Raw genomic sequence first — 24988 nt, 5'->3', positions numbered from 1 at the left:
CCACCTGATCGGCTGACCGCCCCGTCCCCGCACGTGTCGGACGTACAGGTCACCCGGGTGACCTGTACGTCCGACACGTGCGGGGGCGGTCCGGCGCCTGAACCCAGCGCGGTAGCGTGTCAGTCGCCTCTCCCCCTCACGAACCACCCCCTGGAGCACCGATGCCCCTCGTCGCCGGTGTGGACACGTCCACGCAGTCCTGCAAGATCGTCGTGCGCGACGCCGAGACCGGTGCGCTGGTGCGGACCGGTTCCGCCAAGCACCCGGACGGCACGGAGGTGGACCCGCGGCACTGGTGGGACGCCTTCCAGGAGGCGGCGGCCGCCGCGGGGGGCCTGGCCGACGTCGCGGCCCTGTCCGTGGGCGGCCAGCAGCACGGCATGGTCACGCTCGACGCCGACGGCAACGTCGTCCGGCCGGCGCTGCTGTGGAACGACAACCGCTCCGCGCCGTCGGCCGAGGCCCTGATCACCGAGCTGGGCGACGGCGACCGCGCGGCGGGCGCGCAGGCCTGGGCCGACGCCGTCGGCTCGGTGCTCGTCGCCTCCCTCACCGTCACCAAGCTGCGCTGGCTGCACGACAACGAGCCGGAGAACGCGGCGCGCGTCGCCGCCGTCGCGCTCCCCCACGACTGGCTGTCCTGGCGCATCGCGGGGTACGGGCCCGCGGGCGACCCGACGGCGCCGCTGGGGCCGCAGCTCGACAAGCTGTTCACGGACCGCTCGGACGCCTCGGGCACCGGGTACTACGACGCCGCCGTCGGCGAGTACCGCGCCGACCTGCTGGAACGTGCCCTGGGCCGCACCGATGTGGTGCTGCCGCGCGTGGTCGGCGCGGCCGAGGCCGGCGCTGTGGCGCACCCGTCCGTCGCGGGCTCCGACGTCGACGGCGGCGCCCTGATCGGGCCCGGCGCGGGCGACAACGCCGGCGCGTCCCTCGGGCTCGGCATGACGCCGGGCGACATCGCCATCTCGATCGGCACGTCGGGCGTCGTCTCCGCCGTCGCCCCCAAGCGCACCGCCGACGGTTCCGGCGCGATCAACGGCTTCGCCGACGCGACCGGCAACGCGCTCATGCTCGCCGTCACGCTCAACGCGGCGCGCGTGCTCGACGCGGCCCGCGAGGTGCTCGGCGTCGACTTCGACGAGCTGGCCGGGCTCGCGCTCCAGGCCCCGCCCGGCTCCGACGGCCTCGTGCTCGTGCCGTACCTGGAGGGCGAGCGCACGCCCAACCGGCCCGACGCGACCGGCACGCTGCACGGCATCCGCCTGGCGACGTCGACCCGCTCCCACCTGGCCCGCGCCTACATCGAGGGCATGCTGTGCGGGCTCGCGGACGGCCTCGACGCGCTGCGGGCGCAGGGTGTCTCGGTGGAGCGCGTGATGCTGATCGGTGGGGCGGCCCAGTCCCCCGCCGTGCAGCAGATCGCCCCGCAGGTCTTCGGGCTCCCCATCGGTATCCCCGAGCCGGGCGAGTACGTGGCCGACGGCGCCGCGCGTCAGGCGGCCTGGACGCTCGCGGCATCCTCCGCCGCGGACGGCTCGGCCGACGTCGCGCCCCCCGCCTGGTCGACGACGATCGCGACGACCCTCGCGGCCGACCCGAAGCCGGTCGTGCGCGAGCAGTACGCGGCGGTCCGCGACCTGGTCTGACCTGCTCATCCGCCGCGCGGGGCTACTCCGCGCGGCGGTAGGTCAGGTGCCGGAACCGCAGCCCGGAGGACGACGTCGTCCAGTCCGTCGCGGAGGCGACCGACCACTCCGGGCCGATCTCCGGGGCGTAGACGTCGCCCTCGACCTCCGTGTTGATCTCGCTGACCTCCAGGACGTCGGCGACAGGCATCGCCTCGTGGTAGACCTGCGACCCGCCGATCACCCAGATCTCGTCCCCGCCGGGTGCGTCGGCGGCCACCGTGAGCGCCTCGCCGAGAGTCCCTGCCGCCATGACGCCGTCGGCGGCGTCCGGCACCCCGTGGGCACCGCGCGACGAGACCACGATGTTGGTCCGGCCGGGCAGGGGCCGCTTGGGCAGCGACTCCCACGTGAGCCGGCCCATCACCACGGGGTGTCCCGCCGTCGTCCGCTTGAAGTGCGCGAAGTCCTCCGGCACGTGCCACGGGATGTCGCCGCCCGCGCCGATGACGGACCGGCCTGCGGCGTCGCGCGCCTGTCCCCAGATGAGCCCGATCATCAGACGGCGATCGGGGCCTTGATGGTGGGGTGCGACACGTAGCCCAGCACCTCGACGTCCTCGAACTCGTAGTCGAAGATCGAGTCGCGCGGGGCCAGCCGCAGCGACGGGTACGGGTACGGGTCGCGCGCGAGCTGCGTCTCGACCTGCTCCACGTGGTTGTCGTAGATGTGCACGTCGCCGCCGGTCCACACGAACTCGCCGACGTCGAGGCCGGTCTGCGCCGCCACCATGTGCGTGAGCAGCGCGTACGAGGCGATGTTGAACGGCACCCCGAGGAACAGGTCCGCCGAGCGCTGGTAGAGCTGGCAGCTCAGCTTGCCGTCGGCCACGTAGAACTGGAACAGGGCGTGGCACGGCGGCAGGGCCATGTCGTCCACCTCGGCCGGGTTCCAGGCCGTGACGACGTGCCGCCGCGAGTCCGGGTTGGTGCGGATCTGCTCGACGACCTTCGCGATCTGGTCCACGTGCCCGCCGCCGGGCGTGGGCCAGGAGCGCCACTGGACGCCGTACACCGGGCCCAGCTCGCCGGACTCGTCGGCCCAGTCGTCCCAGATCTTCACGCCGCGCTCCTGCAGCCAGCGCACGTTGGAGTCGCCGCGCAGGAACCACAGCAGCTCGTACACGACCGACTTGAGGTGCACGCGCTTGGTGGTGATCAGCGGGAACCCCTGCGCCAGGTCGTACCGGATCTGCCGCCCGAACACGCTGCGCGTGCCCGTGCCGGTCCGGTCGCCCTTGCGGGTCCCGGTGGCGAGCACGTCGCGGAGCAGGTTCTCGTACGGGGTGTCGATCTCGGTCATGGGGGCAAGCCTACGTCCGCCCCTCGCGCGAGCCCCGGAGACCTGCCGCCGTCAGCCCTGCTGCGCCCGCAGCTCCTTGATGTGGGCCCCGCGCCGTCGGTAGAGCACGGTCATCGTCACGATCACGAGCGCCACCACGCCACCTGCCACCGCGCCCCACGCCGACCCCCCGCGGAACGCGGGACCGTCCACGTCGAGGATCCGCTCGCCGGCGTGCGCCGGCTTGGAGGTGCCCAGCACGATGCCCAGGGTCAGCAGGTTCGGCACGGCGAACACGACCGCCGCCGCGAGGTACCCGCCGCGCACCTGCCACGACCGCCTGGTGAGCACCGCCTGCGCGAGGAACAGCACCGGGACCAGCGTGAACACGGCGCCGATCAGCAGCCCCCACCAGGCGCCCGCGGCGAACGACCCGTCCACGGCGTTGCCGATCACCTGCGCCCACCAGCGCGGCAGGAACGCGTCGAGGAACAGGTAGATCAGCCACACGGCCAGGACCACACCCGCCACACCGAGCAGCCGCTTCACGACGTCCCGCCAGTCCGGCGTCCACAGGACCTTCCCGCCCTCCGGCGTCGTGCTCCCGCTGTCCGACGCCGGGCCGGGCGCAGCCGGCGTCCCGCTCACGTTCTCCCCCATCGCAGAATCGTCGCAGCGCAGGGGTGGATCTGCGCGGCGAGCGGGCCGGTCCGCGCGGCGAGCGGGAACGTCGCGGACGCCGTTCGCGTTGACCACGAGGCGACCGACCGGGACGCGCTGCGCCCAGCTCCGTGACCGTGTCGGTGACCAGTGGAAGGATTACCCCCATGACGGAGCAGACCACGACCCCGGACGCCGCGCGCACCGAGGACGCCGTGACCCCCTCGCCCACCGACCCGCTGTGGGTGGAGCGCAACGGCACACGGACGTACACGGGCTTCTCCGCCCGCGGTGCCCGCGTCGAGATCGGGCCGGCGAGCGCCGGCGCGGTGTTCACGCCGGGCGAGCTGCTGAAGATCGCGCTCGCGGCGTGCGCCGGGATGAGCAGCGACCGTGCGTTCTCGCGGCGTCTGGGTGACGACTACAAGACCACCATCCGGGTCGAGGACCCGAAGGACATGGCGGAGGACCGGTACCCGGTGCTCACCGAGAAGTTCGAGATCGACCTGTCCGCCCTCGACGACGAGGACCGGGCGAAGCTCCTGACGATCGCCCAGCGATCGATCGACAAGGCATGCACGGTGGGCCGCACGCTCAAGGCGGGCGCCCAGATCCCGGACGCGCAGTTCAACCAGCCGGAGGGCTGACATGACCGACGACAAGAAGCTGACCGCGGCCGAGTCCAACGGCCGGGCGACGCCGGGCGACGCCCTGGTCAAGCCGGACGACTCGCTGCAGGTCACCAAGGCGGACTGGCTCAACTACAAGCCGGACGGGCCGCTGGACCACCTGGTCGACCGGGCGGTGACCATCCCGTCGGCGACCATCCACAAGCATGTGGACAAGGTGCGCGCCAGGAACCCCGACGCCTCACCGGCGGAGATCATCCGGCTGCTGGAGAAGGAGTACCTGCGGGTCATCCAGACCACGGGCAGCGCGGTGGGCGCGGCCGCCGCGATCCCGGCGGTCGGCACGGCCGCGAGCGTCGCGCTGTCGACGAGCGACGTGGCGACGTTCTTCGCGTCGTCCGCGGCGTTCTCGCTCGCGGTGGCCGACGTGCACGGGATCGACGTGCAGGACGTCCCACGCCGGCGGGCGCTGCTGCTCGCCACGGTGCTCGGTGACAAGGGCGCGAAGGACGTCGAGGACGCGATCGGCGGGTCGGGCGTCGCGTGGGGCAAGGTGCTGCTCACGAGCATGCCGCGCGGCACGCTGCAGCGCGTGAACAAGGCGCTGACGCACCAGTTCATCAAGAAGCAGATCGCCAAGCAGGGCAGCCTGCTGCTCGGCCGCATCCTGCCGTTCGGCATCGGCGCCGTGGTCGGCCTGATCGGAGCACGCGCGCTCGGCCACACCGTGATCGCGCAGTCCCGCGCCGCGTTCGGTCCCCCGCCGGAGCGGTTCCCCCGCGTCATCGAGCAGAGATAGGCCGCCGCCGGGGCGCTGCGCGGTCCAGGTTGTCAATATCCGCGAGCGGACCGGCAGGATCCCGGGACCCGACCTAGGCTGCGGGTCATGGCGGACACGACGCACGGCGCACTCGCCCCGACGTACCACCCCCTGCCGGTCACGATCGCGCGGGCGCACGGTACACACGTATGGGACACCGACGGCAACGAGTTCCTCGACTTCCTGTCGGGATACTCGGCCCTGAACTTCGGGCACCTGCACCAAGGACTGGTGGCGGCTGCGATGACGCAGCTGCGCCAGGTCACGCTCACGTCCCGTGCGTTCGACCACGACCGGCTCGAGGAGTTCGCCCAGCGGCTCGTCGAGGTCGTGGGGCCGCTGACGACCGGCGGCGAGGACAGCCTCGTGGTGCCGATGAACACCGGCGCCGAGGCCGTGGAGACCGCGATCAAGGCGGTCCGCAAGTGGGGCTACGACGTGCGCGGCGTGCCCGCGGACCAGGCGACGATCGTGGTCGCCGGCGGCAACTTCCACGGCCGCACCACCACGCTGGTCGGCCTGTCGGACGACCCGGTCGCCCGCGACGGGTTCGGCCCGTTCGCCCCAGGCTTCGTCCGGGTGCCGTTCGGCGACCTGGCCGCGGTGGCCGACGCCGTGGACGACACGACGGTAGCCGTGCTGATGGAGCCGGTGCAGGGCGAGGCCGGTGTGGTGGTGCCGCCGGACGACTTCTGGCCGGGCCTGCGCGCCCTCACCGCGGAGAAGAACATCGCCCTGGTCGCCGACGAGATCCAGTCGGGCCTCGGCCGCACCGGCACCACCCTGGCCTGTGAGCTCTGGGACGTACAGCCGGACCTGGTCTGTCTGGGCAAGGCGCTGGGCGGCGGAATCGTCCCGGTCTCGGCGGTGGTCGGCAAGCCGGAGATCCTGGGCGTCCTGACGCCCGGCACGCACGGGTCGACGTTCGGCGGCAACCCGCTGGCGTGCGCGGTCGGCGTCGCGGCCCTCGACCTGCTCTCGACGGGGCAGTACCAGGCGCGCGCGGCGGCGTCGGGCCGGGTGCTCGAGGAGCGGCTCGACGCGCTCGTGGACCAGGGCCTGCTGACCGGGGCGCGCTGCGTGGGGCTCTGGGCGGGGATCGACGTGGACCCGTCGCTCGGCACGGGCCGCGAGCTGTGCGAGGCCCTGCTGGAGCGCGGCGTCCTCGCGAAGGACACGCACGACGCGACGATCCGCCTGTCGCCGCCGCTGTCGATCGTGCAGCCCGAGCTGGAGATGGCGCTGGACATCCTGGAGGAGTCCCTGGTGGCGCTGCGGGACGGTGGCCCCGGCGGCGGCTCGGGCGAGGGTTCCGACGACGACGGCTCGGACGGCGAGGCCCACGCGGAGGAGCCTGTCCAGGACGCGGAGGAGCCGGCGGCCCAGGACGGGGACGAGCGGGCCCAGGACGCCGAGGAGCCGGTCCAGGACGCCGAGAAGCCGACGGCCGCAGAGCGACAGAAGGACGAGGGTCCGGCGGAACCCGAGGAGCCGGCGACGGCCGATGCCGCCGTCGAAACCACCCCGTCCACAGACACGGCGGACATCCCGGACGAGAAGCCGGCCCCGCCGCGCAAGCGACGCCGGTCCAGGCTGTCACCGGCCGCCGGCTGAGCGTAGGCTCCCGGGGGTGACCACTACGACGTCGTCCCACAACACCGCAACACTGCCCGCACTCGCGGAGCTCCAGCAGGCGTACGCCGAGCTTCAGGCCAAGGGCCTGAAGCTGGATCTCACGCGCGGCAAGCCGTCGGCCGAGCAGCTCGATCTCGCCGAGCCCATGCTGGCCCTGCCCGGCGTCGGCGTGCACGCCGACGAGTCCGGCACGGACACGCGCAACTACGGCGGGCTGGACGGCGGCATCACGATCCGCCGCATCTTCGCCGAGCTCCTCGACGTACCCGTCGAGCAGCTCCTCGCGGGCGGGAACGCCTCGCTCACGTCCATGCACGACGTCGTCGCCTTCGCGGAGCTGTTCGGCTTCCCCGACTCGCCGAAGCCCTGGTCACGCGAGGAGAAGGTGCGCTGGATCTGTCCGGTGCCGGGCTACGACCGGCACTTCACGATCTGCGAGGCGTTCGGCATCGAGATGATCCCCGTCCCGATGACGGCGGACGGCCCGGACGCCGAGGCCGTGGCCGCGCTCGTCGCCGCGGACCCCACCATCAAGGGCATGTGGGTGGTCCCCACCTACTCCAACCCGGACGGCGCGGTCATCAGCGCCGAGGTCGCCCGCGCGCTGGTCTCCATGCCCGCGGCCGCGCCGGACTTCCGGATCCTGTGGGACAACGCGTACGCGGTGCACCACCTGACCGACGACGAGGTGACCAGCCCGAACGCCATCGCGCTGGCCGCCGAGGCCGGCCACCCGGACCGCGTGCTCCTGTTCGCGTCCACCTCCAAGATCACGTTCGCGGGCGCGGGTGTCGCATTCCTGGGCAGCTCGCCGGCCAACATCGCCTGGTTCAAGAAGCACCTGTCGGTCGCCTCGATCGGCCCCGACAAGATCAACCACCTGCGGCACGCGATGTTCTTCGGCTCGGCCGACGGCGTGCGCGAGCACATGCGCAAGCACCGCGCGATCCTGGCGCCCAAGTTCGAGGCCGTGGTCGAGATCCTGACCGAGCGGCTGGGCGGCTACGGCATCGCGTCGTGGACCGAGCCCAAGGGCGGCTACTTCGTGTCGCTCGACGTCGCGGCGGGCACGGCGGCCCGCGTGGTCCAGCTCGCCAAGGAGGCCGGGATCGCCCTGACCCCCGCCGGCGCCACCCACCCGTACGGCAAGGACCCGCAGGACAAGAACGTGCGCCTGGCGCCGTCGATGCCCCCGCTGGACGAGGTCCGCACGGCGATGGACGGCGTCGCGACCTGCGTGCTCCTCGCGGCCGCCGAGGCCGCGCACCAGGCCTGACCGACCGGCCCGCCAACGTGTCAGACCCTCAGGTCACCCCGGTGACCTGAGGGTCTGACACGTTCCGGGACACCGCGCGGGTCAGTCCGGGCAGTGCTTGTTCACCACGAGCACCGGGCACGCCGCGTGGTGCAGCACGGCCTGGCTCGTCGAGCCCAGCAGCAGCCCGCGGAAGCCGCCGCGGCCGCGCGAGCCGACGACCACGAGGTCCGACGCCGTCGAGAACTCCGTCAGTAGCTCGGCGCCCGTGCCGTCGAGCACGATCCGCCGGATCCGCAGCCCGGGGTTCTGCGCCTCGTACCGGTCGATCAGCACGTCCATGCCGGCCCCGATGTCGGCCAGCACCTGCTCCCGGTCGATCGAGGACGGCAGCCACGCCAGCATCCCGGCGTTGCCCACGGGCACGCCCGTGACGGCGGTCAGCTCCGCACCCCACGCGTTGGCCTGCACGATCGCGTGCTGCAGCGCCCGCTCGGCCTGCGGCGACCCGTCCACGCCGACGACGATGCGGCGCACCTCCCGGATCTCGGCGACCCCGCCCGCCTCGGCGTCCAGGGCGGCCGGCGCACCGGCCGGCTCGTCCGCCGCGAGGTCCGGCGGCGTCCAGGAGACGCCGCGGTTGGTCTCGGCGCGCAGCGGCACCACCACCACCGGGCACTTCGCGTGCGCGGGGAGCGCGGACGACACCGTGCCCAGCAACCGCTCCGTGAACCCGCCCCGGCCCCGGGTCCCGACCACGGCGAGCCCGTAGTCGGCGGACAGCTCCACGAGCACGCCCGCGGCGTCACCGGTCGCGACCTCCGTGGTGGCGCGGACCCCCGCGTCGGCCACGCGGTTCTCCGCCTCGACCAGGACCGCCTTCGCGCCCTCCTGGATCGTGGTGTCGTCCAGGGCGGCGTATCCGCCGTCGAGCGACGCGGCGGTGAACGACGGCAGTGAGTAGCTGCACACGATGTGCAGCGCCCAGCCCACGCGGTGCGCGTAGGCGGTAGCCCAGTCCAGCGCGTGCAGACTCGCGGCCGATCCGTCCACCCCGACCAGTACGACCTCGGATCGTGTCATCGCCAGTCCTTTCCTCAGCAGTGCATCTTTGCCCTCCAACGCTACCGGCGGGGCGCGGTCCACGGGTATCCGGAGGCAAAAAGACGGCAGAAAGATGGCAAAGCAGAGCGCCCGCCCGGATCTCCCCGGACAGGCGCTCTGCTGCGGTACTGCGTGGCTGCGATCAGCCCAGGCGGATGAACGTGGGGTTCGACTGCCAGATGGTGCGGAAGTCGACCACGGTGCCCGGCTTGGACGCGTCGATCATGGTGTTGCCACCGGCGTAGATCGAGACGTGACCGGGGGTCCACATCAGGTCGCCCGGCTGGGCCTGCGACGCCGGCACCTGGGTGCCGTAGCCGGCCTGCGCCGACGACGAGTGCGGCAGCGAGATGCCGAGCTGCGCGAAGACGTACGAGGTAAAGCCCGAGCAGTCGAAACCACTCGGGCTGGAGCCGCCGGAGACGTACGGGACGCCGATGTAGCGGCTGGCGATGGAGATCACGGAGTTGCCGATCGCCGACGCCGGGATGTCGACGGACGAGGAAGTGGTCGACACCGCGGTGGCCGCGGCCTCTGCTGCCTCGGCGGCGGCCGCCTCAGCGGCCTCCTCGGCTTCCTGGGCGGCGAGCTCGGCCTGGTAGTCCTCGTTGTCGGCGGCGGAGACCACCGAGACGGCGGACTTCTCGACGCTCAGCTCGGCGTCGGGCGCGACGGTCACGACAGGGGCGTTCGACAGGGACTCGCGAGCCTGGGACGTCAGCGCGTTGAGGTCCACCGAGTTCATCTTGGCGTGGCCGGTCTCCATCGGAGCGGCCTGCGCTGCCATCGCGCCACCAAAGGTGGAAACAAGAAGCCCACCGGCTGCTGCGACGACGGCGGTACGACGACCGACGGCGGCGTTCTGAGCAAGCTCGGTGAGCGGAGTCACGGGGCGCCGCGCAGCACGATGGCGTGCGCGGGTGGTACGTGCGGTCACGTAGTACCTCTCCTTGTACGCCTTCGAGGTCAGCTGTCGGGTTCGGGTGGGAGAAATCACCCGGCCGTGCACTCCCGAAGGATTACCCGGCTTCACCCCGAGGACGCACCCTGGCGCCCGATGGTGGGTCCCCCGCCTCTGTCATGCGGTCGTCTTGGGGCCCCGGCCGGTGACAGAGTTCGGCGTCCGTCCGGAGACTCCCTCGGAATAAACTCCGCGGGAGCGATCCGAACGTACCCGACGTCACCCCCGATGTCACGTTCCGGCAACGAATGTCATGGCGTGTCGGGAACGTGGCCTCACCTTTCCGACAAAGCGGGTGGTTCGGGACACCCTCAGGAGGTCGCGACGAAGAGGTGTCGCGCCAGGTCCTCGCCCAGCTCGAGCGCCGTCCCGGCGCCGTCGACCGTCACGGTGTACGTACCGTCGGTGAGCTCCGCCGTGATCCGCGAGCCGGGCACGAGACCGGCGTCGGACAGTCGGGCCAGCAGCTCGACGTCCGTCTGCAGGGGCTCCGCGATGCGGGTCAGGGACGCCGCGAGCGGCTCGCCCTTCACGCCCTTCTTGGCCGCGGCCTCGAAGGCGGACGGCAGCGAGATCACGCCGGCCAGGAACGGCACGTCCGTGTAGGCCTCGCCCAGCTCGGACAGGCCGGGGATCGGGTTGCCGTAGGGGTCGTGGTGCGGGTGGTCCAGCAGGCCCACGAGCCGCTTCTCCACGAGGTCGCTCATCACGTGCTCCCAGCGGCATGCCTCGACGTGCACGTGCTCCCAGTCGAGCTTGATCACGTCGGTCAGCAGGCGCTCCGCGAGGCGGTGCTTGCGCATCACGCGCATCGCCTTGTCGTGCCCGAGCTCGGTGAGCTCCAGGTGGCGGTCGCCGGTCACGATCACGAGCCCGTCGCGCTCCATACGCGCGACCGTCTGCGACACCGTCGGACCGGAGTGCCCCAGGCGCTCCGCGATGCGCGCGCGCAGGGGGGTGATGCCCTCCTCGTCGAGCTCGTAGATCGTCTTGAGGTACATCTCGGTGGTGTCGATCAGATCCGTCACGTCAGCTCCCGTCATGCGCGCAGCCGTCCAGTCGCCCTGGGCTCGGCGCCCCGGGCGTCGGCCCAGGTTCTAGTCTAGTTCTGTGCCACTGACAATCCCGACACACCTGTTGCCCACTGACGGCCGTTTCGGCTCAGGCCCCTCCAAGGTGCGCCCGGGACAGGTCGATCATCTCGTGGCGAACGCCCACGTGCTCGGTACCTCGCACCGGCAGGCGCCCGTCAAGGATGTGGTCCGCCGCATTCGCGAGGGTGTCACGGAGCTGCTCGGCGCGCCCGACGGGTACGAGGTGGCCCTCGGCAACGGCGGCTCCACCGCTTTCTGGGACGTCGCCACGCTGTGCCTCGTGGAGCGCAAGGCGCAGCACGCGTCCTTCGGTGAGTTCGGCGCCAAGTTCGCCACCGCCACGTTGCGGGCCCCCTTCCTCGAGCCGTCCCAGGTGATCGAGGCGGAGCCGGGCACGGTCGCCTACCTCGAGCCCGCCGACGACGTCGACACCTACGCCACCCCGCACAACGAGACCTCCACGGGGGCGATGGCCCCGGTGCTGCGCCCGTCCGGGCCGGACGGCGCCGTCGTACTCACGGACGGGACGTCCGGGGCGGGCGCGCTGCCGGTGGACCTGCGCCAGACCGATGCCTACTACTTCGCCCCGCAGAAGGTGTTCGCGGCCGACGGCGGGCTGTGGCTGGCGGTCCTCTCCCCTGCGGCCGTCGAGCGCGCGGCGCGGATCGAGGCGTCGGGCCGCTGGGTGCCGGAGTTCCTGTCCCTCACCACCGCGATCCAGAACTCGCGCCTGGACCAGACCCTGAACACGCCGGCCATCGCGACGCTGCTGCTCCTGGCCGACCAGGTGGAGTGGCTCCTGCACCAGGGCGGGCTGGAGTGGTCGGTGAAGCGCTGCGCGACGTCGGCCGAGACCCTCTACTCCTGGGCCGACGCGCGGCCGTGGGCGACGCCGTTCGTGCGGCGCCCGGAGGAGCGGTCCACGGTGGTCGGGACCATCGATCTGGCCGACGAGATCGACGCCGGACGGGTACTCTCCGAGCTACGCGCCAACGGCGTCCAGGACGTGTTCGCCTACCGGAAGCTCGGGCGCAACCAGCTCCGCGTCGGCATGTACCCCGCCGTCGAGCCCGACGACGTCGCCGCGCTCACCGCGTGCGTCGACTATCTCGTCGAACGCTTCTGACCAGCCCGATCACGTCCGCAATACCCCTTCGACGGGGAGTTCTGCCTATTGTCCGGTACACGGGGACTCTGTAACGTTTCCGCAACAGAGGGAACCATTCTGAGGGGCTGTTCAACAAGATGCCAGTGATCGACCACTTCACCTTCGGGATCGTGACGCCCATCCTGGCGTTCGCGATCTCGTGCACCGGCGCAGCGACGGGCCTTGCGTGCACGTCCCGAGCCCGAGCGGCTTCGGGCGGCGCGCGTGCGGCGTGGCTCGTCTTCGGCGCCATCGCCCTGGGCGGTACCGGGATCTGGGTGATGCATTTCGTCGCCATGCTCGGTTTCTCCGCCTCCGGCGTGACCATCCGGTACAACATCCCTGAGACCCTCCTCAGCGCGGCGATCGCGATCATCGTGGTCGGCGCCGGCCTGTTCATCACCGAGCTGGGCAAGCGAAAGCTGCCGGCGATGCTCGTCGGCGGCGCGCTCGCCGGTTCCGGCGTCGCCGCCATGCACTACATGGGCATGGAAGCGATGGAGATGTCCGCCCAGGTCGTCTACAACCCGGTCTACGTCATCGCGTCGGTCGCCATCGCGATCGTCGCGGCGACCGCCGCGCTGTGGTGCACGGTCCACATCCGCGGCACGCTCGCGACCATCGTGGCCACCCTGGTGATGGGGATCGCGGTGACCGGCATGCACTACACGGGCATGGCCGGCGTCTCCGTGGTCAACCCCGTCAGCACCGTCCCCGCGGGCGCGTCCACGATGCAGCTGCTCGTGCCGCTCGTGATGGCGGTCAGCGTCGTGACGTTCCTCCTCATCCTCGGGATCGGCCTGTGGCCCACCGAGGACGAGCTGCGCACGCAGGCCGAGTTCGAGAACCGGCTCAAGGTGCACAGCGAGCAGGGGCAGCGGTTCGAGAACGTGCAGCAGGAGCTCCAGCCGAGCGTCGCACAGTTCGCGCAGTCCAACCGCGCGCGCTGACCCTCGGCCGTTCCGGCCTCGGAGCGCCCGCCCCGCACGGGGTCGGGCGCTTCGTCGTTCCGGGCTGTGTGCGGCGCGCCTCTCCGGCGCCGGGCGGCGCGTCTTTCCGCCGCCGGGCGGCGCGCTCTTCCGCCGCCGGGCGGCGCCGTCGGACGCCGGTGGTGTGACCGCACCCACGTACCGTTAGCAAGGCTAATGATCTAGAATGACGTGGGTGCCGTCGAGCTCCCGCAGGTCCAGCCGAAGCCCGGCGACCGTCGGGGGCGACCTCCGCGTCGCCCTCACCCGAGTGTCCCGTCGCCTGCGCGCCGAGCGCGGCGAGGCCGACCTTCCCGAGGGGCAGTTCGGGATCCTGACCGTGCTGCACAAGCACGGCGAGATGTCTCCCGGCTCCCTCGCCGAGCACGAGCGCGTCCGGCCGCCGTCGATGACCCGAGCAGTGAACACCCTGGCTGAGCTCGGCCTCGTCGAGAAGGTGGAGCACGCGACCGACAAGCGACAGGTCGTCGTCCGCCTCACCGCGGCGGGCGAACGTGAGGTCGCCGAGACCCGGCGTCGTCGTGACGCCTGGCTCACCAAACAGCTGTCCACACTGACCGTAGAGGAGAGAGAGATCCTTGCAGGAGCCAGCGAGCTCCTGATCCGGATCGCCGCTCGATGAGCGCAACCTTCGCCAGCCTTAAATACCGTAACTATCGTCTCTGGTTCGCCAGCGCTCTCGTCGCCAACATCGGCACCTGGATGCAGCGCGTGGCGCAGGACTGGGTCGTCCTGACCGTCCTGACCAACAACTCCGGCGTCGCCGTGGGCATCGTCACCGCGCTGCAGTTCATCCCGCACATCTTCCTGTCCGCGTGGGCCGGCCTGCTGGCCGACCGCGTCGACCGCCGCAAGCTCCTGATGCTCACGCAGGGCGGCATGGGCGTACTGGGCCTCGGGCTCGGTGCGCTGGTGCTGTCCGGCGCGGCCGAGCTGTGGCACGTGTACGTGTTCGCCGCCCTGCTGGGTGTGGTGAGCGCCATCGACGGACCCGTGCGGCAGACCTTCGTCGCCGAGCTCGTGCCGACCAAGCGGCTCGCGAACGCCGTCGGGCTCAACTCGACGAACTTCAACGCCGCGCGCCTCATCGGTCCCGGTGTGGCGGGCCTGCTCATCGCCGCCGTCGGCACGGGATGGGTGTTCGTCATCAACGGCATCGCGTTCGGTGCCGTGATCCTGGCCCTGACCCGGATGCGTGACCTGCGGGTCCAGCCCACCGCCTCGCGCGCCAAGGGGCAGATCCGCGAGGGGCTCGCCTACATCCGCGGGCGCAGCGACATCGTGGTGATCATGGTCGTGATGGGCGTGGTCTCCACGTTCGGACTGAACTTCCAGCTCACGTCGGCCATGATGGCGCGCGTCGAGTTCGGGCGGGGCGCCGGCGAGTACGGGATCCTCGGGTCCGTGCTGGCCATCGGCTCGCTCGCGGGCGCGCTCCTGGCGGCCCGGCGGGAGCGGCCGCGCGTGCGGCTCGTGCTCGGCGCGGCGTTCGCCTTCGCGATCGCCATGGGGATCCAGGCCGTCATGCCGACCTACCTCGGTTACCTGATCATGTGCATCCCCGTCGGCTTCGCGTCGCTCACCATGCTGACGTCGGCCAACGCGGCGATCCAGCTCTCGGTGGCACCCGAGATGCGGGGTCGCGTCATGTCGATCTACATGATGGTGCTGCTCGGCACCACGCCGCTGGGCTCGCCCGTCGTCGGCTGGATCGGCGAGACGTTCGGCCCGCGGTACGCGGTGCTCATCGGGGCCGTGGCGACCCTGCTGGTCGCGGCGGTCGCGACCGTCTGGGCGTACCGGACGTGGCACGTGCGCGTCCGCGCGCGGCTCTCCCGCGAGCACCGCATCCCGCGCCCGTACCTCCAGGTGGAGTACCCGCCCCTGGCGGACCCGGCCCCGGAGCGGCAGGCCCTGGCGGCCTAGCTCTCCCCGGCGCCGCCGCCGCTCTGCGGATGCGGCGCGACAAGGTGCGCTTCTACCCAGTCATTGGGCCCGTATTCACGCTGATTCCGGGCCCGATGACTGGGTAGAAGCGCATTTTCATTGGGCGGGGCCGGCGACGATCGGGACAGCGGCGGGGTTGGCGGGCTCAGCGGGACCGCTGGCTCGGCGGGTCGGCGGGGGGCGAGACCGCGGACCGCGTCGGCGAGTCGGCGGAGACATCGGCGGGTCGGCGGGGACCTGGGGGACGGGGGTCACAGCGGCCGAGCGCGACCACAGGGGGCTCTTTTCAGCAGTTGTGCACAGGTGGGCCGGGTGACCCCGGCCGCAGGGGCCCGCGCTGGTGAAGTGGGTCCATGCCGAAGACCTTCGTGATCCCGCGAGCCGCCGAGACGCTCCTGCGCCGGCAGGCCGGCCTCCTGTCCACGGTCCAGTGCGAGGAACTCGGCATCAGCCGAGAGGTCCGGCGCCGTCTGGTCGGGCAGGTCCGCTGGACCAGCCCCGCGCGCGGTGTGTACGACAGCGATCCGGTGCCGCTCGGCAGCAGGGTCAGGAACGACTGGTTCGACCACTCCGCACGATGGCGGACCTGGTTCGCGCTGCTCGTGCACGGGCCGGACGCCGTCGCCACCGGCTGCTGCGCGCTCGTGCTGCACGGCGTCTCCGGGCTGCCGCGCGACTTTCCGCTGGAGGTCGCGCGCGAGGACCGGTCGCCCCGGCGCACGCGGCACGGCGTCGCCGTCGTGGACTACGCGACGTTCCCGACTGTGCGGATCGGCGACCGGCCGGTCGCCCGGATCGACCATGCCGCGGCGCAGGCGCTCCGGAGACTCCCCCGCCAGAATGCCCTTGCCGTGCTCGACGACCTCGCTCGCCGGCACGGGTTCACCCCGACCCGTCTCGCTGAGCTGCATGACCTGGTCCGACGCCGGCACGGGAGTGCCCAGCTCCACGAGCTCTTCGGGCTGGTCGACCCACGCTCGGAGTCCGTTGCCGAATCGGCGGCGCGACTGTCGTTCCACGACAACGGGGTGCCCCCGGACGACCTCCAGGTGCGCATCATGACGGGCGGCAAGGTCGTCGCGCGCGTCGACTTCGTCTGGCGGCTCCCCGACGGGCGCTGGCTGGTCGTCGAGATCGATGGCGTCGGGCCGCACAGCACCGAGCAGGCCCTGGTCCGGGACGCCCCGCGCCAGAACCAGCTCCTGGCCGCCGGACAGATGATCATGCTGCGCTTCCGGCCCGTTGAGAACGATCGACCGGGTGGTATCGGCGCGCAGGTCGCGAAGGTACTCGCCCGACACCGCTGGCAACCGGGCCGGTACGCAGCCGCGGGAGCCCCGGTGAATCTGCCAGCCCCAGCCCCGATCCCGGCGCCAAGCTGAAAGGTGCGCTTCTACCCAGTCATTGGGCCCGGAAACAGCCCGTTTCCGGGCCCAATGACTGGGTAGAAGCGCACCTTCGTGTTTGGGGTGGGCGCCGCGCACCCGCCCGCCCCGCGCGCCGGCCAGGCGACCAGCGTCAGATACCTACCGCCGTGCGGATCGGGCCCATCAAGAAGTAGACGAGGAACAGCGCGGCCGCGACCCACAGGAGCGGGTGGACCTTGCGCGCCTTGCCGACGGCGATCTTGAGCAGCACGAACGAGATCACGCCCGCCCCGATGCCCACCGTGATCGAGTAGGCGAACGGCATCAGCACCATGGTGAGGAACGCGGGGATGGCGACCTCGAGGTTCTTCCAGTCGATGCCGGTCACCTGGACCACCATGAGGAAGCCGACGATCACGAGCGCGGGGGTGGCGGCCTCGTGCGGCACCACCTTGACGAGAGGCGACAGGAACGTGGTCAGCAGGAAGGCCACGCCGGTCGTGATCGCGGCGAGGCCGGTCCGGGCGCCGTCGCCCACGCCGGACGCCGACTCGACGTACGCCGTGTTGGACGACACCGAGCCCATGCCGCCCGCCGACGCGGCGATCGAGTCGACGATCAGGATCTGGGTGGTCCGCGGCGGGTTGCCCTTCTCGTCGAGCAGCCCGGCCTCGCCGCCGATGGCGACCATGGTGCCCATCGTGTCGAAGAAGTCCGCGATGAGGAGCGTGAACACCAGCAGGATGACCGCGATCGCGCCGATCTTCTCGAACGAGCCGAAGAGCGAGAACTGGCCGATCAGCGAGAAGTCCGGCAGCGCCACCACGGAGTCGGGCAGCGCGGGCACGTTGAGCGACCAGCCGCCCGGGTTGTCGCCGGTGCGCTTGCCGATCTGCCCGACGGCCTCGATGACCACCGCGAGCACCGTCGACGCGACGATCGCGATGAGGATGCCGCCGCGCACCTTGCGCACCATCAGGACGGCGGCCAGCAGCACGCCGAACGCGAACACGAACAGCGGCCAGGCACCGAGCGAGCCGCTCATGCCGAGCTCCGTGGGCGTCGACAGGGAGGCCGGGATGCGCACGAAGCCGGCGTCGTACACGCCGATGAACGTGATGAACAGGCCGATGCCCACGCTGATCGCGATCTTGAGCTCGCGGGGCACGGCCTTGAACACGGCCTCCCGGAAGCCGGTGACCACCAGGATCAGGATGACCAGGCCCTCCAGCACCACGATGCCCATGGCGTCGGCCCAGGTCATGCCGGGCAGCGCCGCCACGGAGAAGGCGACGACGGCGTTCAGGCCGAGCCCCGCCGCGAGCGCCAGGGGGAAGTTCGCGACCACGCCCATGAGGATCGACATGATGCCGGCCACCAGGGCGGTCGCGGCGGCGATCGCCGGGAGGTCGCCCACCGTGGTGCCGCCACCGAGGTACTGCCCGGTGCCGTCAGGCACGCTGCCCAGGATCAGGGGGTTCAGCACCACGATGTAGCTCATCGTGAAGAAGGTGACGAGGCCGCCGCGCACCTCCGTCCACACCGTCGACCCGCGTTCGCTGATCTTGAAGAACCGGTCGACGGCGCCCCGCGCCTGGGCCTGGTCGTGAGCCATGGGTCCGATGTTCCCCTTCGTTACCTGTTGTTGCCCGGCGAGCTGCCGCGCACCGCAGTCTGGAGCATCTCTTCCACGGAGCGCACCTTGGTCAGCACGTATTCGGCGCTGAGGTGGTGGAAGTCACGGTAGACGGGGTGACTGACATCACCGACGCCACAGGTCTGTGTGTCACAGGTCTCCGACCAGACGCCGTCCCACACCTCGACGTCGTACCTGTCCCAGATCTCGGCGCTGATGCCGGGCAGGTCGCCGTTGGAGCGTTCGGCGTCAGCGAGCGGCATGCCGCAGTCGCCCACCGCGGACCAGGGCCGGGTGAGGCACTCGAGCGGGTCGACGTCGAGCTGCGGGTTGTCCTTGACCGCCACCACGGACGGGGACACCGCGGTGAGGTGCGCGAAGAGCTCGTCGTTCGCCCGGGCCCAGGTGCTGCGCACCTCGTCCTCGGTCATCAGGCTGCCGTCCTCGTGCTGCATGCGGTCGCCGTAGATCTGCGCCTGGCTGACGACGACGGCGTCGGGCCGCAGGTCGTCGACGACGCGCATCGACTCGGCCTGGAAGTCGCCGCACGGGCCGCGGTCGGCGGGCTGCTCGACCTTGACCTCGGCGGCGGGGCAACCGTGCCGCCAGCGGACGGCGAGCCGCAGGCCGGCGTCCGCCGCGGCGGCGTCGAAGGCGGGGATCCAGTGCATCGTGTGGGAGTCGCCGAGCAGCAGCACGGTGGTGGTGGCGTCGACGTCGCCCAGCAGGCAGACGTCGGTGCCCGACGTCGTCTCGGTGGTGTCGGTGCACCCGTACGGCGCGGGTTCGGCGCGGGCCGCGACGGCGGTGGCGTACGGCTCGCGCTCCAGCACGGCGCTGGTCGCCACCCGCGTGCCGACCGTGATGCCGCCCACCGCGAGCCCGATCACCAGGGTCACCGCGGCGGTACGGCGCCAGGACCGCATCGCGCTGCTGAACCGGATCGGGTTCTCGACCCAGCGGTAGGTCGCGAACGCCGCGCCGAGGGCGGCGACCGAGGCGAGCACCTTGATCCAGACCGCGTCGTCCTGCACCGCCGCCGTGGTGAGCACGACGAACGGCCAGTGCCAGAGGTACCAGGAGTAGGAGACGTCGCCGAGCCGCTGCAGCACCGGCAGGTCGAGCACGCGGTCCACCCATGTGCCGGACGCGGAGATGCTGCCCGCCGCGAGCACGAGCAGCGCGCCGCCGACGGGCAGCAGGGCGACCGTGCCGGGGAACGGGTCGGTCTCGCGCACCACCGCGAACGAGAGCGCGAGCAGCGCGAACCCGGCGGTGCCGAGCAGCGCCCGCAGCAGGGCCGGACGCAGGCGGGAGAGCTCGGCGAGCCGGCCCCACGGCACGGTCGCGACGAGGGCGGCGCCCGCGAACTCCCAGGCACGGGTGGGCAGCACGTAGAAGGCCCACTCGGGGACGGCCGCCGTCAGCCACACCGAGGTGGCCAGCGAGACCACGAACGTCCCCGCGAACAGGAGCTGCAGCATGCGGCGGGCCGGGACGCGGGTGCGCCGGGCGACGGCGACGGCCAGCAGGATCAGCAGCGGCCAGAAGATGTAGAACTGCTCCTCGATGCCGAGCGACCAGGTGTGCAGGTACGGGCTCGGCGTGACGGAGTCGGAGAAGTAGTCCTGCCCCTGGTACGGGAAGAGCAGGTTGGAGACGAACAGCATGGCCGACGCGCCGTGCCACGCGAGACGCCCCCAGACCAGGGGCGACAGGATCAGGAGGCACGCGAGCAGCGTGACCGTGACGACCAGCGCGAGGGCCGGCACGAGGCGGCGCATGCGGCGCGTCCAGAACTCGACGAGGTCGACCGACCCGCTGCGGTCCACCTCGCGCAGCAGCAGCGAGCTGATCAGGTAGCCGGAGATCACGTAGAAGACGTCGACGCCGGTGAACCCGCCGGGGATCGCGATCCCCGCGTGGTAGACGACGACGGCGAGCACCGCGACCGCGCGCAGCCCGTTGATGTCGGTACGGAACGCGTGCCCCGTGCCCGGGGCGGCGGGGGCCCGGCCCGCCCCTCCACGCGGCTCGGAGGGTGGTCCGGAAGGTCGGTCGACGGCGGTCGTCGCCTGGGCCATTTTTCTCCTGCTGTCGTTCCGGGCGGGTGCTCCGTCACGTGTCAGACGTACACGTCACCCGGGTGACCTGTACGTCTGACACGCGCGCTCATGCGCGCGTCACACCATAACGGGCGCAACAGGCCAGGTTGCCCCGGTATCGGGGAGGGTCTGGGGAGAGTCAATCGAGGAACACGTGGGAGCAGACCAGCACCGGTGCCGTGGCGGTGCCGCCGTCGACCACGCACCCGATCGCGCCGCGCCGCAGCTCCGCGTTGACGAGGTTCTCCTGGTGCGACGGCGAGTCCAGCCATGCCTGCACCACGACCTGCGGCGGGTTGGCGGTACGGCTGAGGTTCTCGGCCACGAGCCCGCCGGGGCAGCTCTGCCGCACGGGCGGCAGCGCGGCGTGGGTGAGCTCCGGCGCGCCGATCAGCGCCGCGGCCCGCTCCACCGCCACCGGCTGCAGGCAGTCGTCGTGCTCCAGCTCGGCCACGCCCACCTGCGCACGGGCCGCGTTCACGCCGTCCTCCAGGGCGGCGGCGTACTGTCCCGGGTCGGTGAGGTCCACGTCGCCGGGCGCGGTCCAGGTCGCCTGGGGCGTCGCCGTCAGCTCCGGGGTGGCGTCCCGTCCGGGCAGGTCCGAGCAGGCCGTGAGCAGCGCCGTGGCGGTCACGAGCGTGACGGCGAGGCGGATCGGGTTGCGGAGCACGACGTCGATTCGACACGACGCGCGGGCCGACCACAACCGCGGCCCGTCTCCCGGGGCCCGGCGGTCCGCGGCGTCAGGCCAGGAAGACGTGCGCGCAGATCATGACGGGTGCGGCGGGGTCGCCGCCGTCGGGCACGCAGGCGATGGCGCCGCGGGTCAGGTCGCCGTTCAGGATGTTGGCGCGGTGGCCCTCCGAGTCCATCCAGCCCTGCGCCGCCTCCGCCGGCGTCCACCCGCCCTTGGCGAGGTTCTCCGCGACGGCGGTGGTCGGGCAGCGGTCGAAGATCGGGCCGAGCGGCGCGTGCGCCAGCTCCTGGCCGACCAGCGCCTGGGCCCGCTCCAGCGCGACGTCGTACGCACAGTCGTCGTGGACCAGGGCCGCCAGTCCGTTCGCCGTCCGGTGGCCGTTGACCGCGTCCTCCAACGCGGCGGCGTACTGCACCGAGTCGGTCAGGTCGGGTGTCGCGCCGCCGGTGCCACCCGTTCCGCCGCCGTCGCCCGCCCCGCCGGAGCCTGTGCCGCCCCCGGATCCGGTGTCGGTCCCGTCGCCCGCTCCCGGGAGCGGCTCGCGGTCCTCGCCGCGCGACGCCGAGTCGCTGGGAGCCGGCTGCACGTCCACCGCCGCGGACTCCTGGGCGTGCTCGCCGTAGATGGCCCCCACCGAGGTCGGGTGGGGGGACGGCGCCCGTTCGACCGGCGCCGCCACGCCGACCACACCGGGCGCGATCCCCGGCGCGGGCATCGGCTCGGCGCTCGGGTCGAGCAGGCCGGCGCACGCCGTCAGGCAGACGCCCACCGCGACGGCGAGCATGCCGCCCGCCAGCGACCGGGGCGCCAGGAACCGGGGCGGCACGGCCCTGCGCGGGGCGCGCCCGGGCGGAGCCGCGGACGACGTCGGACGGGGTGCTGGGGACACAAGCCGGGACAATACCGGCAATCACGATCGTACGGAATGCCTGAAAAGTCTTATCGACACAGACAAAGCCGGGGCACCGGATGCCAGCACCGGCACAATGCGCCAAACCCACCCCGGATGAATTCACTGCCGCATATCCTGGCTAACGGCCGATTCGGGTCGCACGCGGTACATTCATCGCATATTTTTGCGGGGCACAGCGACCACTCTTCGTCGAGCAGCCGAGGTTTTCCCCACATGTCCGGAACAAGTACGAGTGGCGCGCCCTGGAACGACCATCGCCTCGCCTTCGTGGGCGGGCTCCACCGCAGCGGGACCGCCCTTGTCGCCCGCATCATCGGTTCCAGCCACGACGCTTCCGGACTCACCGGAACGGGTGCCGCCATGGACGAGGGACAACACATTCAGGACGCCTATGCCGGCGCGCTGGGTAATACGTCCCAATGGTCCTTTCATCCACAGGCACACCTCACCGAAGAGGACGCACAGCGCGCACCGGACGCCGCGGCCCGCCTGTGGCAGAGCTGGTCGCCCTACTGGGACCTGGACCGCACGGTGCTCGTCGAGAAGTCCACGCCCAACCTCACGAAGATGCGCTACCTCCAGGAGGTCTTCCCGCGGGCGCGCTTCGTGGTCGTCACCCGGCACCCCGTGGTGCAGGCCCTGGCGGTGCGCAAGTGGGCCACCCGGACCCGCGGCCGGTTCACCTACGGGTTCCCCCGGCTCGTCGAGCACTGGGTGCACGCGCACGACGTCTTCGCGCAGGACGCGCTGCACATCGAGAACCTGCTGGTGCTGCGGTACGAGCACCTGATGCGCGAGCCCGCGCGGGAGCTCGACCGGGTCGCGCGGTTCCTGGACCTGGAGCTCCCGGGCGGCGGCCTCCGCCCGGTCGACGCGGACCGCGGCAACCGCTACGCCGAGCTGTGGGAGACCGGCGGCCGCGGCCACCTCGCGGGCCGGGTCCGCAACCACCTCGCGCACATCGGGTCGCGGCGCGGCACACCCCGGGGCGACCTGGTGCGCGACGTCACCGACGTCGCGCTGCTCCCCCGCTACCGCAGCGTCGTCAGCGAGCACCTCGGCGAGCGGATCCGCGCGCACGGCTACGACCTGGACGTGCTGGACCGGGCGGCCCCGTGGGCCCCGGTGCAGGTGGGCCCGACGGCGGACGCCCGATGACCGGCGGCCCCCGCGTCGTCCTCGTCACCGGCCCCGAGCGCAGCGGCACGAGCACGCTCGCCGGGGTGCTGCGCCAGTTCGGGCTCACCGTGCCGCGCCCGGAGGTCGAGCCGGACGCCGCCAACCCCCGGCGTCCGTCGGAGTCGCGGTGGGTGGTGGACCTCCACGAGGCCGTGCTGCGGTCGGCCGACGTGGAGGCCGCGGACCCGCGCCCCCTCGCCTGGCACCTGGTCGACCGGGCGGGCGCCGAGGCGAACGCGTCCGGCGAGATCAGGGCCTGGCTCGCCGCCCGGACCGCGGAGCACGGCGACCTCGTGATCAAGGACCCGCGGCTGCTGTGGTTCCTCGAGCACTGGCAGAGGGCGGCGGCCGCCGCGGGCGCCACGGCGTCGTGCCTCACCGTGCTGCGCCCACCCGGGGAGATGGCGGGCAGCATGGTCACCGACCACCGCGACTGGCTGGTGGACCGGCTGGCCGGGTGGGTCAACGTGATGCTCGGCACCGAGCTCGCGACCCGGGCGACCCCGCGGGCCTTCGTGCGCTACTGGGACCTGATCCACGACTGGGACGGCCCGGTGTTCGACGCCGCCACCGCGCTCGACCTGCCGATGATCGACCCGCACGACACGAGCGCCGTCGAGCGGGTGGACGCCTTCGTCGACCACACGCTGCACCGGGTCGAGGTGCGGTGGGACGACATGCCGGTCCCCGCCCCGCTGCGCGCCCTGGCGGACGACACCTGGGCCGCCCTCGATGCCCTTCCCCACCATGACGACGCCGTGACCCGGGCGGAGTTCGACCGGCTCCGCGCGCTGTACCCCTACGTGCACCGGAAGGTGACGGCGTCTCCTGCGCGGCGGATCGCACGGATGGTTCCGGCACGGGTGGTGCCACCCGCCGTCCCGCAGGGCGTCACGGGCATGCTCTGGCGCTCCTCCCCCGCGGCGCGCTGGCCGGCGCGGCGTTAGAGCGAACTGTCGCCGGGCTCGAGAGGAGGAGTCACCTTGCCAGTCACAGTGGTCAACTGGAACCCGCGCCGTCCGGTTCTACGCAGCAGGTTGGGTCGACTCGTACCGTGGAGGCGTCCGGTCAACAACTTCGGCGACCTCCTCGGACCGATGGTTGTCGCGAAGATCGTGGCGGACAACAAGTTGGTCGAACCTGTCATCTCCCACCGGCTTCTGGCCGTCGGGTCGATCCTGAACCTGGCCCGAACGGGCGACGTGATCTGGGGGATCGGCGCGAACGGCAAGACGCTCGATCATCCAGCCAGGTATCGGGAACTGGACATCCGTGCTGTCCGAGGACCATTGACACGGCAGTTCCTGCTGGCGCAGGGGTACGACGTTCCCGAGGTCTACGGAGACCCAGGATTGCTGGTGGGCAAGCTCTGGCCCCGCGAGCACTGTGCCCGCCGTTTCGAACGTCGCGCCGTCTCGGTCGTCCCCAATCTTCACGACAGGGAGCACGCAGCAGGCCGCTCTGACGTGACGGATCCGACCGACAACGTCTGGACGGTCCTCGGCACCATCGCGGCGAGCGAGCTGGTCGTCGGCAGCTCGCTCCATGCGATAGTCGCCGCCGAGAGCTTCGGAATCCCCGCACGGCTCGTCACTTCGACGACAGAGCCACGATTCAAGTACGAGGACTACTACCGTGGCACAGGACGTGCCGACTTCCGTCCCGCACCCGACGTCGAGACCGCGATCACCTGGGGAGGTGAACAGCCTCCCTCGCGGGAAGTGCAGCCGCTCCTCGACGCGTTCCCCAGCGATCTGTGGTTGAACGCACGAGGCGAGCGTGCCGAATGCAGGCCGCTTCAGATCATTCCGGCGTCCGACGAGCACGAACGACCGTGAATCGGCGGAGAGAAGCCCCGACGGGCCGCTGTCGCCGCAG

The 24988-nt window shown here is 71.8% G+C and carries 23 protein-coding genes and 1 riboswitch; of the genes, 13 read left to right on the top strand and 10 right to left on the bottom strand.

The window, feature by feature from the left end; translation table 11 throughout:
* Window positions 1-161 precede the first annotated feature (161 nt).
* On the top strand, window positions 162-1652 hold the full coding sequence (xylB, locus tag AB0I29_RS12440; protein WP_357481861.1) for a xylulokinase: 1491 nt from the start codon (window positions 162-164) through the stop codon (window positions 1650-1652).
* A 22-nt stretch (window positions 1653-1674) separates the two neighbouring features.
* Here the strand turns inward: xylB and AB0I29_RS12435 are convergent, their stop codons facing one another.
* Genes AB0I29_RS12435 through AB0I29_RS12425 form a run of 3 tightly spaced genes read right to left on the bottom strand, consistent with a single transcriptional unit; the run spans window position 1675 to window position 3632 of the window.
* Window positions 1675-2190, bottom strand: coding sequence for a dihydrofolate reductase (locus tag AB0I29_RS12435; RefSeq protein ID WP_357481859.1), 516 nt, complete (start codon window positions 2188-2190; stop codon window positions 1675-1677).
* Entirely contained in the window at window positions 2190-2993 is an 804-nt protein-coding gene (locus AB0I29_RS12430; RefSeq protein WP_357481857.1) for a thymidylate synthase, read from the bottom strand. Before AB0I29_RS12430 ends, AB0I29_RS12435 begins: the two co-directional genes overlap by 1 nt.
* 51 nt (window positions 2994-3044) lie before the next feature.
* Window positions 3045-3632, bottom strand: a complete 588-nt coding sequence (locus tag AB0I29_RS12425) for a hypothetical protein (protein ID WP_357481855.1) — start codon at window positions 3630-3632, stop codon at window positions 3045-3047.
* 167 nt (window positions 3633-3799) lie between these two features.
* Between AB0I29_RS12425 and AB0I29_RS12420 the strand changes: the two genes are divergently transcribed.
* From AB0I29_RS12420 to AB0I29_RS12405, 4 genes are all read left to right on the top strand, one after another.
* Complete coding sequence (locus AB0I29_RS12420; RefSeq protein ID WP_285105476.1) at window positions 3800-4279, top strand: OsmC family protein; 480 nt, start codon at window positions 3800-3802, stop codon at window positions 4277-4279.
* A gap of 1 nt (window position 4280) precedes the next feature.
* A complete protein-coding gene (locus AB0I29_RS12415; protein WP_285105475.1) occupies window positions 4281-5060 on the top strand; it encodes a hypothetical protein in 780 nt (259 codons plus the stop codon).
* 87 nt (window positions 5061-5147) lie between these two features.
* Window positions 5148-6695, top strand: coding sequence for an ornithine--oxo-acid transaminase (gene rocD, locus AB0I29_RS12410; RefSeq protein WP_357481852.1), 1548 nt, complete (start codon window positions 5148-5150; stop codon window positions 6693-6695).
* A gap of 16 nt (window positions 6696-6711) precedes the next feature.
* Window positions 6712-7992: an aminotransferase class I/II-fold pyridoxal phosphate-dependent enzyme gene (locus tag AB0I29_RS12405; RefSeq protein ID WP_357481850.1), complete on the top strand. Its 1281-nt coding sequence runs from the start codon at window positions 6712-6714 to the stop codon at window positions 7990-7992.
* 81 nt (window positions 7993-8073) lie between these two features.
* Here AB0I29_RS12405 and AB0I29_RS12400 read toward each other — a convergent pair whose 3' ends face one another.
* The 3 genes from AB0I29_RS12400 to AB0I29_RS12390 form a co-directional block, all read right to left on the bottom strand.
* On the bottom strand, window positions 8074-9054 hold the full coding sequence (locus tag AB0I29_RS12400; RefSeq protein WP_285105471.1) for a universal stress protein: 981 nt from the start codon (window positions 9052-9054) through the stop codon (window positions 8074-8076).
* 163 nt (window positions 9055-9217) lie between these two features.
* Window positions 9218-9862 (bottom strand): NlpC/P60 family protein, encoded by a 645-nt coding sequence (locus AB0I29_RS12395; protein WP_357481847.1) that lies wholly within the window; start codon window positions 9860-9862, stop codon window positions 9218-9220.
* A gap of 152 nt (window positions 9863-10014) precedes the next feature.
* A riboswitch (cyclic di-AMP (ydaO/yuaA leader) is annotated at window positions 10015-10207 on the bottom strand.
* Window positions 10208-10347: 140 nt separating this feature from the next.
* Entirely contained in the window at window positions 10348-11064 is a 717-nt protein-coding gene (locus AB0I29_RS12390; RefSeq protein ID WP_285105905.1) for a metal-dependent transcriptional regulator, read from the bottom strand.
* Window positions 11065-11146: 82 nt separating this feature from the next.
* Here AB0I29_RS12390 and serC point away from each other — a divergent pair, with 82 nt between their 5' ends.
* The 5 genes from serC (at window position 11147) to AB0I29_RS12365 (ending at window position 16595) form a co-directional block, all read left to right on the top strand.
* The gene (gene serC / locus AB0I29_RS12385) at window positions 11147-12256 is read left to right on the top strand and encodes a phosphoserine transaminase (protein WP_357481845.1); all 1110 of its coding nucleotides are present in this window, start codon (window positions 11147-11149) and stop codon (window positions 12254-12256) included.
* Window positions 12257-12375: 119 nt separating this feature from the next.
* Complete coding sequence (locus AB0I29_RS12380) at window positions 12376-13227, top strand: MHYT domain-containing protein (RefSeq protein ID WP_357481843.1); 852 nt, start codon at window positions 12376-12378, stop codon at window positions 13225-13227.
* Between the two features lie 205 nt (window positions 13228-13432).
* On the top strand, window positions 13433-13888 hold the full coding sequence (locus tag AB0I29_RS12375) for a MarR family transcriptional regulator (RefSeq protein WP_285105464.1): 456 nt from the start codon (window positions 13433-13435) through the stop codon (window positions 13886-13888).
* A complete protein-coding gene (locus AB0I29_RS12370) occupies window positions 13885-15192 on the top strand; it encodes an MFS transporter (protein WP_357481841.1) in 1308 nt (435 codons plus the stop codon). Before AB0I29_RS12375 ends, AB0I29_RS12370 begins: the two co-directional genes overlap by 4 nt.
* A 374-nt stretch (window positions 15193-15566) precedes the next feature.
* Window positions 15567-16595, top strand: a complete 1029-nt coding sequence (locus tag AB0I29_RS12365) for a hypothetical protein (RefSeq protein WP_357481839.1) — start codon at window positions 15567-15569, stop codon at window positions 16593-16595.
* 136 nt (window positions 16596-16731) lie between these two features.
* Here the strand turns inward: AB0I29_RS12365 and AB0I29_RS12360 are convergent, their stop codons facing one another.
* From AB0I29_RS12360 to AB0I29_RS12345, 4 genes are all read right to left on the bottom strand, one after another.
* Window positions 16732-18195 (bottom strand): NCS2 family permease, encoded by a 1464-nt coding sequence (locus AB0I29_RS12360; protein ID WP_357481837.1) that lies wholly within the window; start codon window positions 18193-18195, stop codon window positions 16732-16734.
* 20 nt (window positions 18196-18215) lie between these two features.
* The gene (locus tag AB0I29_RS12355) at window positions 18216-20300 is read right to left on the bottom strand and encodes an acyltransferase family protein (protein ID WP_357481835.1); all 2085 of its coding nucleotides are present in this window, start codon (window positions 20298-20300) and stop codon (window positions 18216-18218) included.
* Between the two features lie 160 nt (window positions 20301-20460).
* Window positions 20461-20991: a CAP domain-containing protein gene (locus AB0I29_RS12350; RefSeq protein ID WP_357481833.1), complete on the bottom strand. Its 531-nt coding sequence runs from the start codon at window positions 20989-20991 to the stop codon at window positions 20461-20463.
* Window positions 20992-21064: 73 nt separating this feature from the next.
* On the bottom strand, window positions 21065-21907 hold the full coding sequence (locus tag AB0I29_RS12345; RefSeq protein WP_357481831.1) for a CAP domain-containing protein: 843 nt from the start codon (window positions 21905-21907) through the stop codon (window positions 21065-21067).
* Window positions 21908-22144: 237 nt separating this feature from the next.
* On the opposite strand from AB0I29_RS12345, the gene AB0I29_RS12340 reads away from it, so the two are divergent.
* From AB0I29_RS12340 to AB0I29_RS12330, 3 genes are all read left to right on the top strand, one after another.
* Complete coding sequence (locus AB0I29_RS12340) at window positions 22145-23089, top strand: sulfotransferase (RefSeq protein WP_357481829.1); 945 nt, start codon at window positions 22145-22147, stop codon at window positions 23087-23089.
* A complete protein-coding gene (locus AB0I29_RS12335; RefSeq protein ID WP_357481827.1) occupies window positions 23086-24057 on the top strand; it encodes a hypothetical protein in 972 nt (323 codons plus the stop codon). The genes AB0I29_RS12340 and AB0I29_RS12335 overlap by 4 nt, the downstream gene beginning before the upstream one ends.
* A 150-nt stretch (window positions 24058-24207) precedes the next feature.
* Window positions 24208-24948, top strand: coding sequence for a polysaccharide pyruvyl transferase family protein (locus tag AB0I29_RS12330; RefSeq protein WP_285105448.1), 741 nt, complete (start codon window positions 24208-24210; stop codon window positions 24946-24948).
* Window positions 24949-24988: the final 40 nt, after the last annotated feature.

The organism is Promicromonospora sp. NPDC050262, from assembly GCF_040655935.1.
Lineage (GTDB): Bacteria > Actinomycetota > Actinomycetes > Actinomycetales > Cellulomonadaceae > Promicromonospora.
Note: the sequence above shows the minus strand (reverse complement) of the source record. Positions and strands in the feature narration are given on the sequence as shown.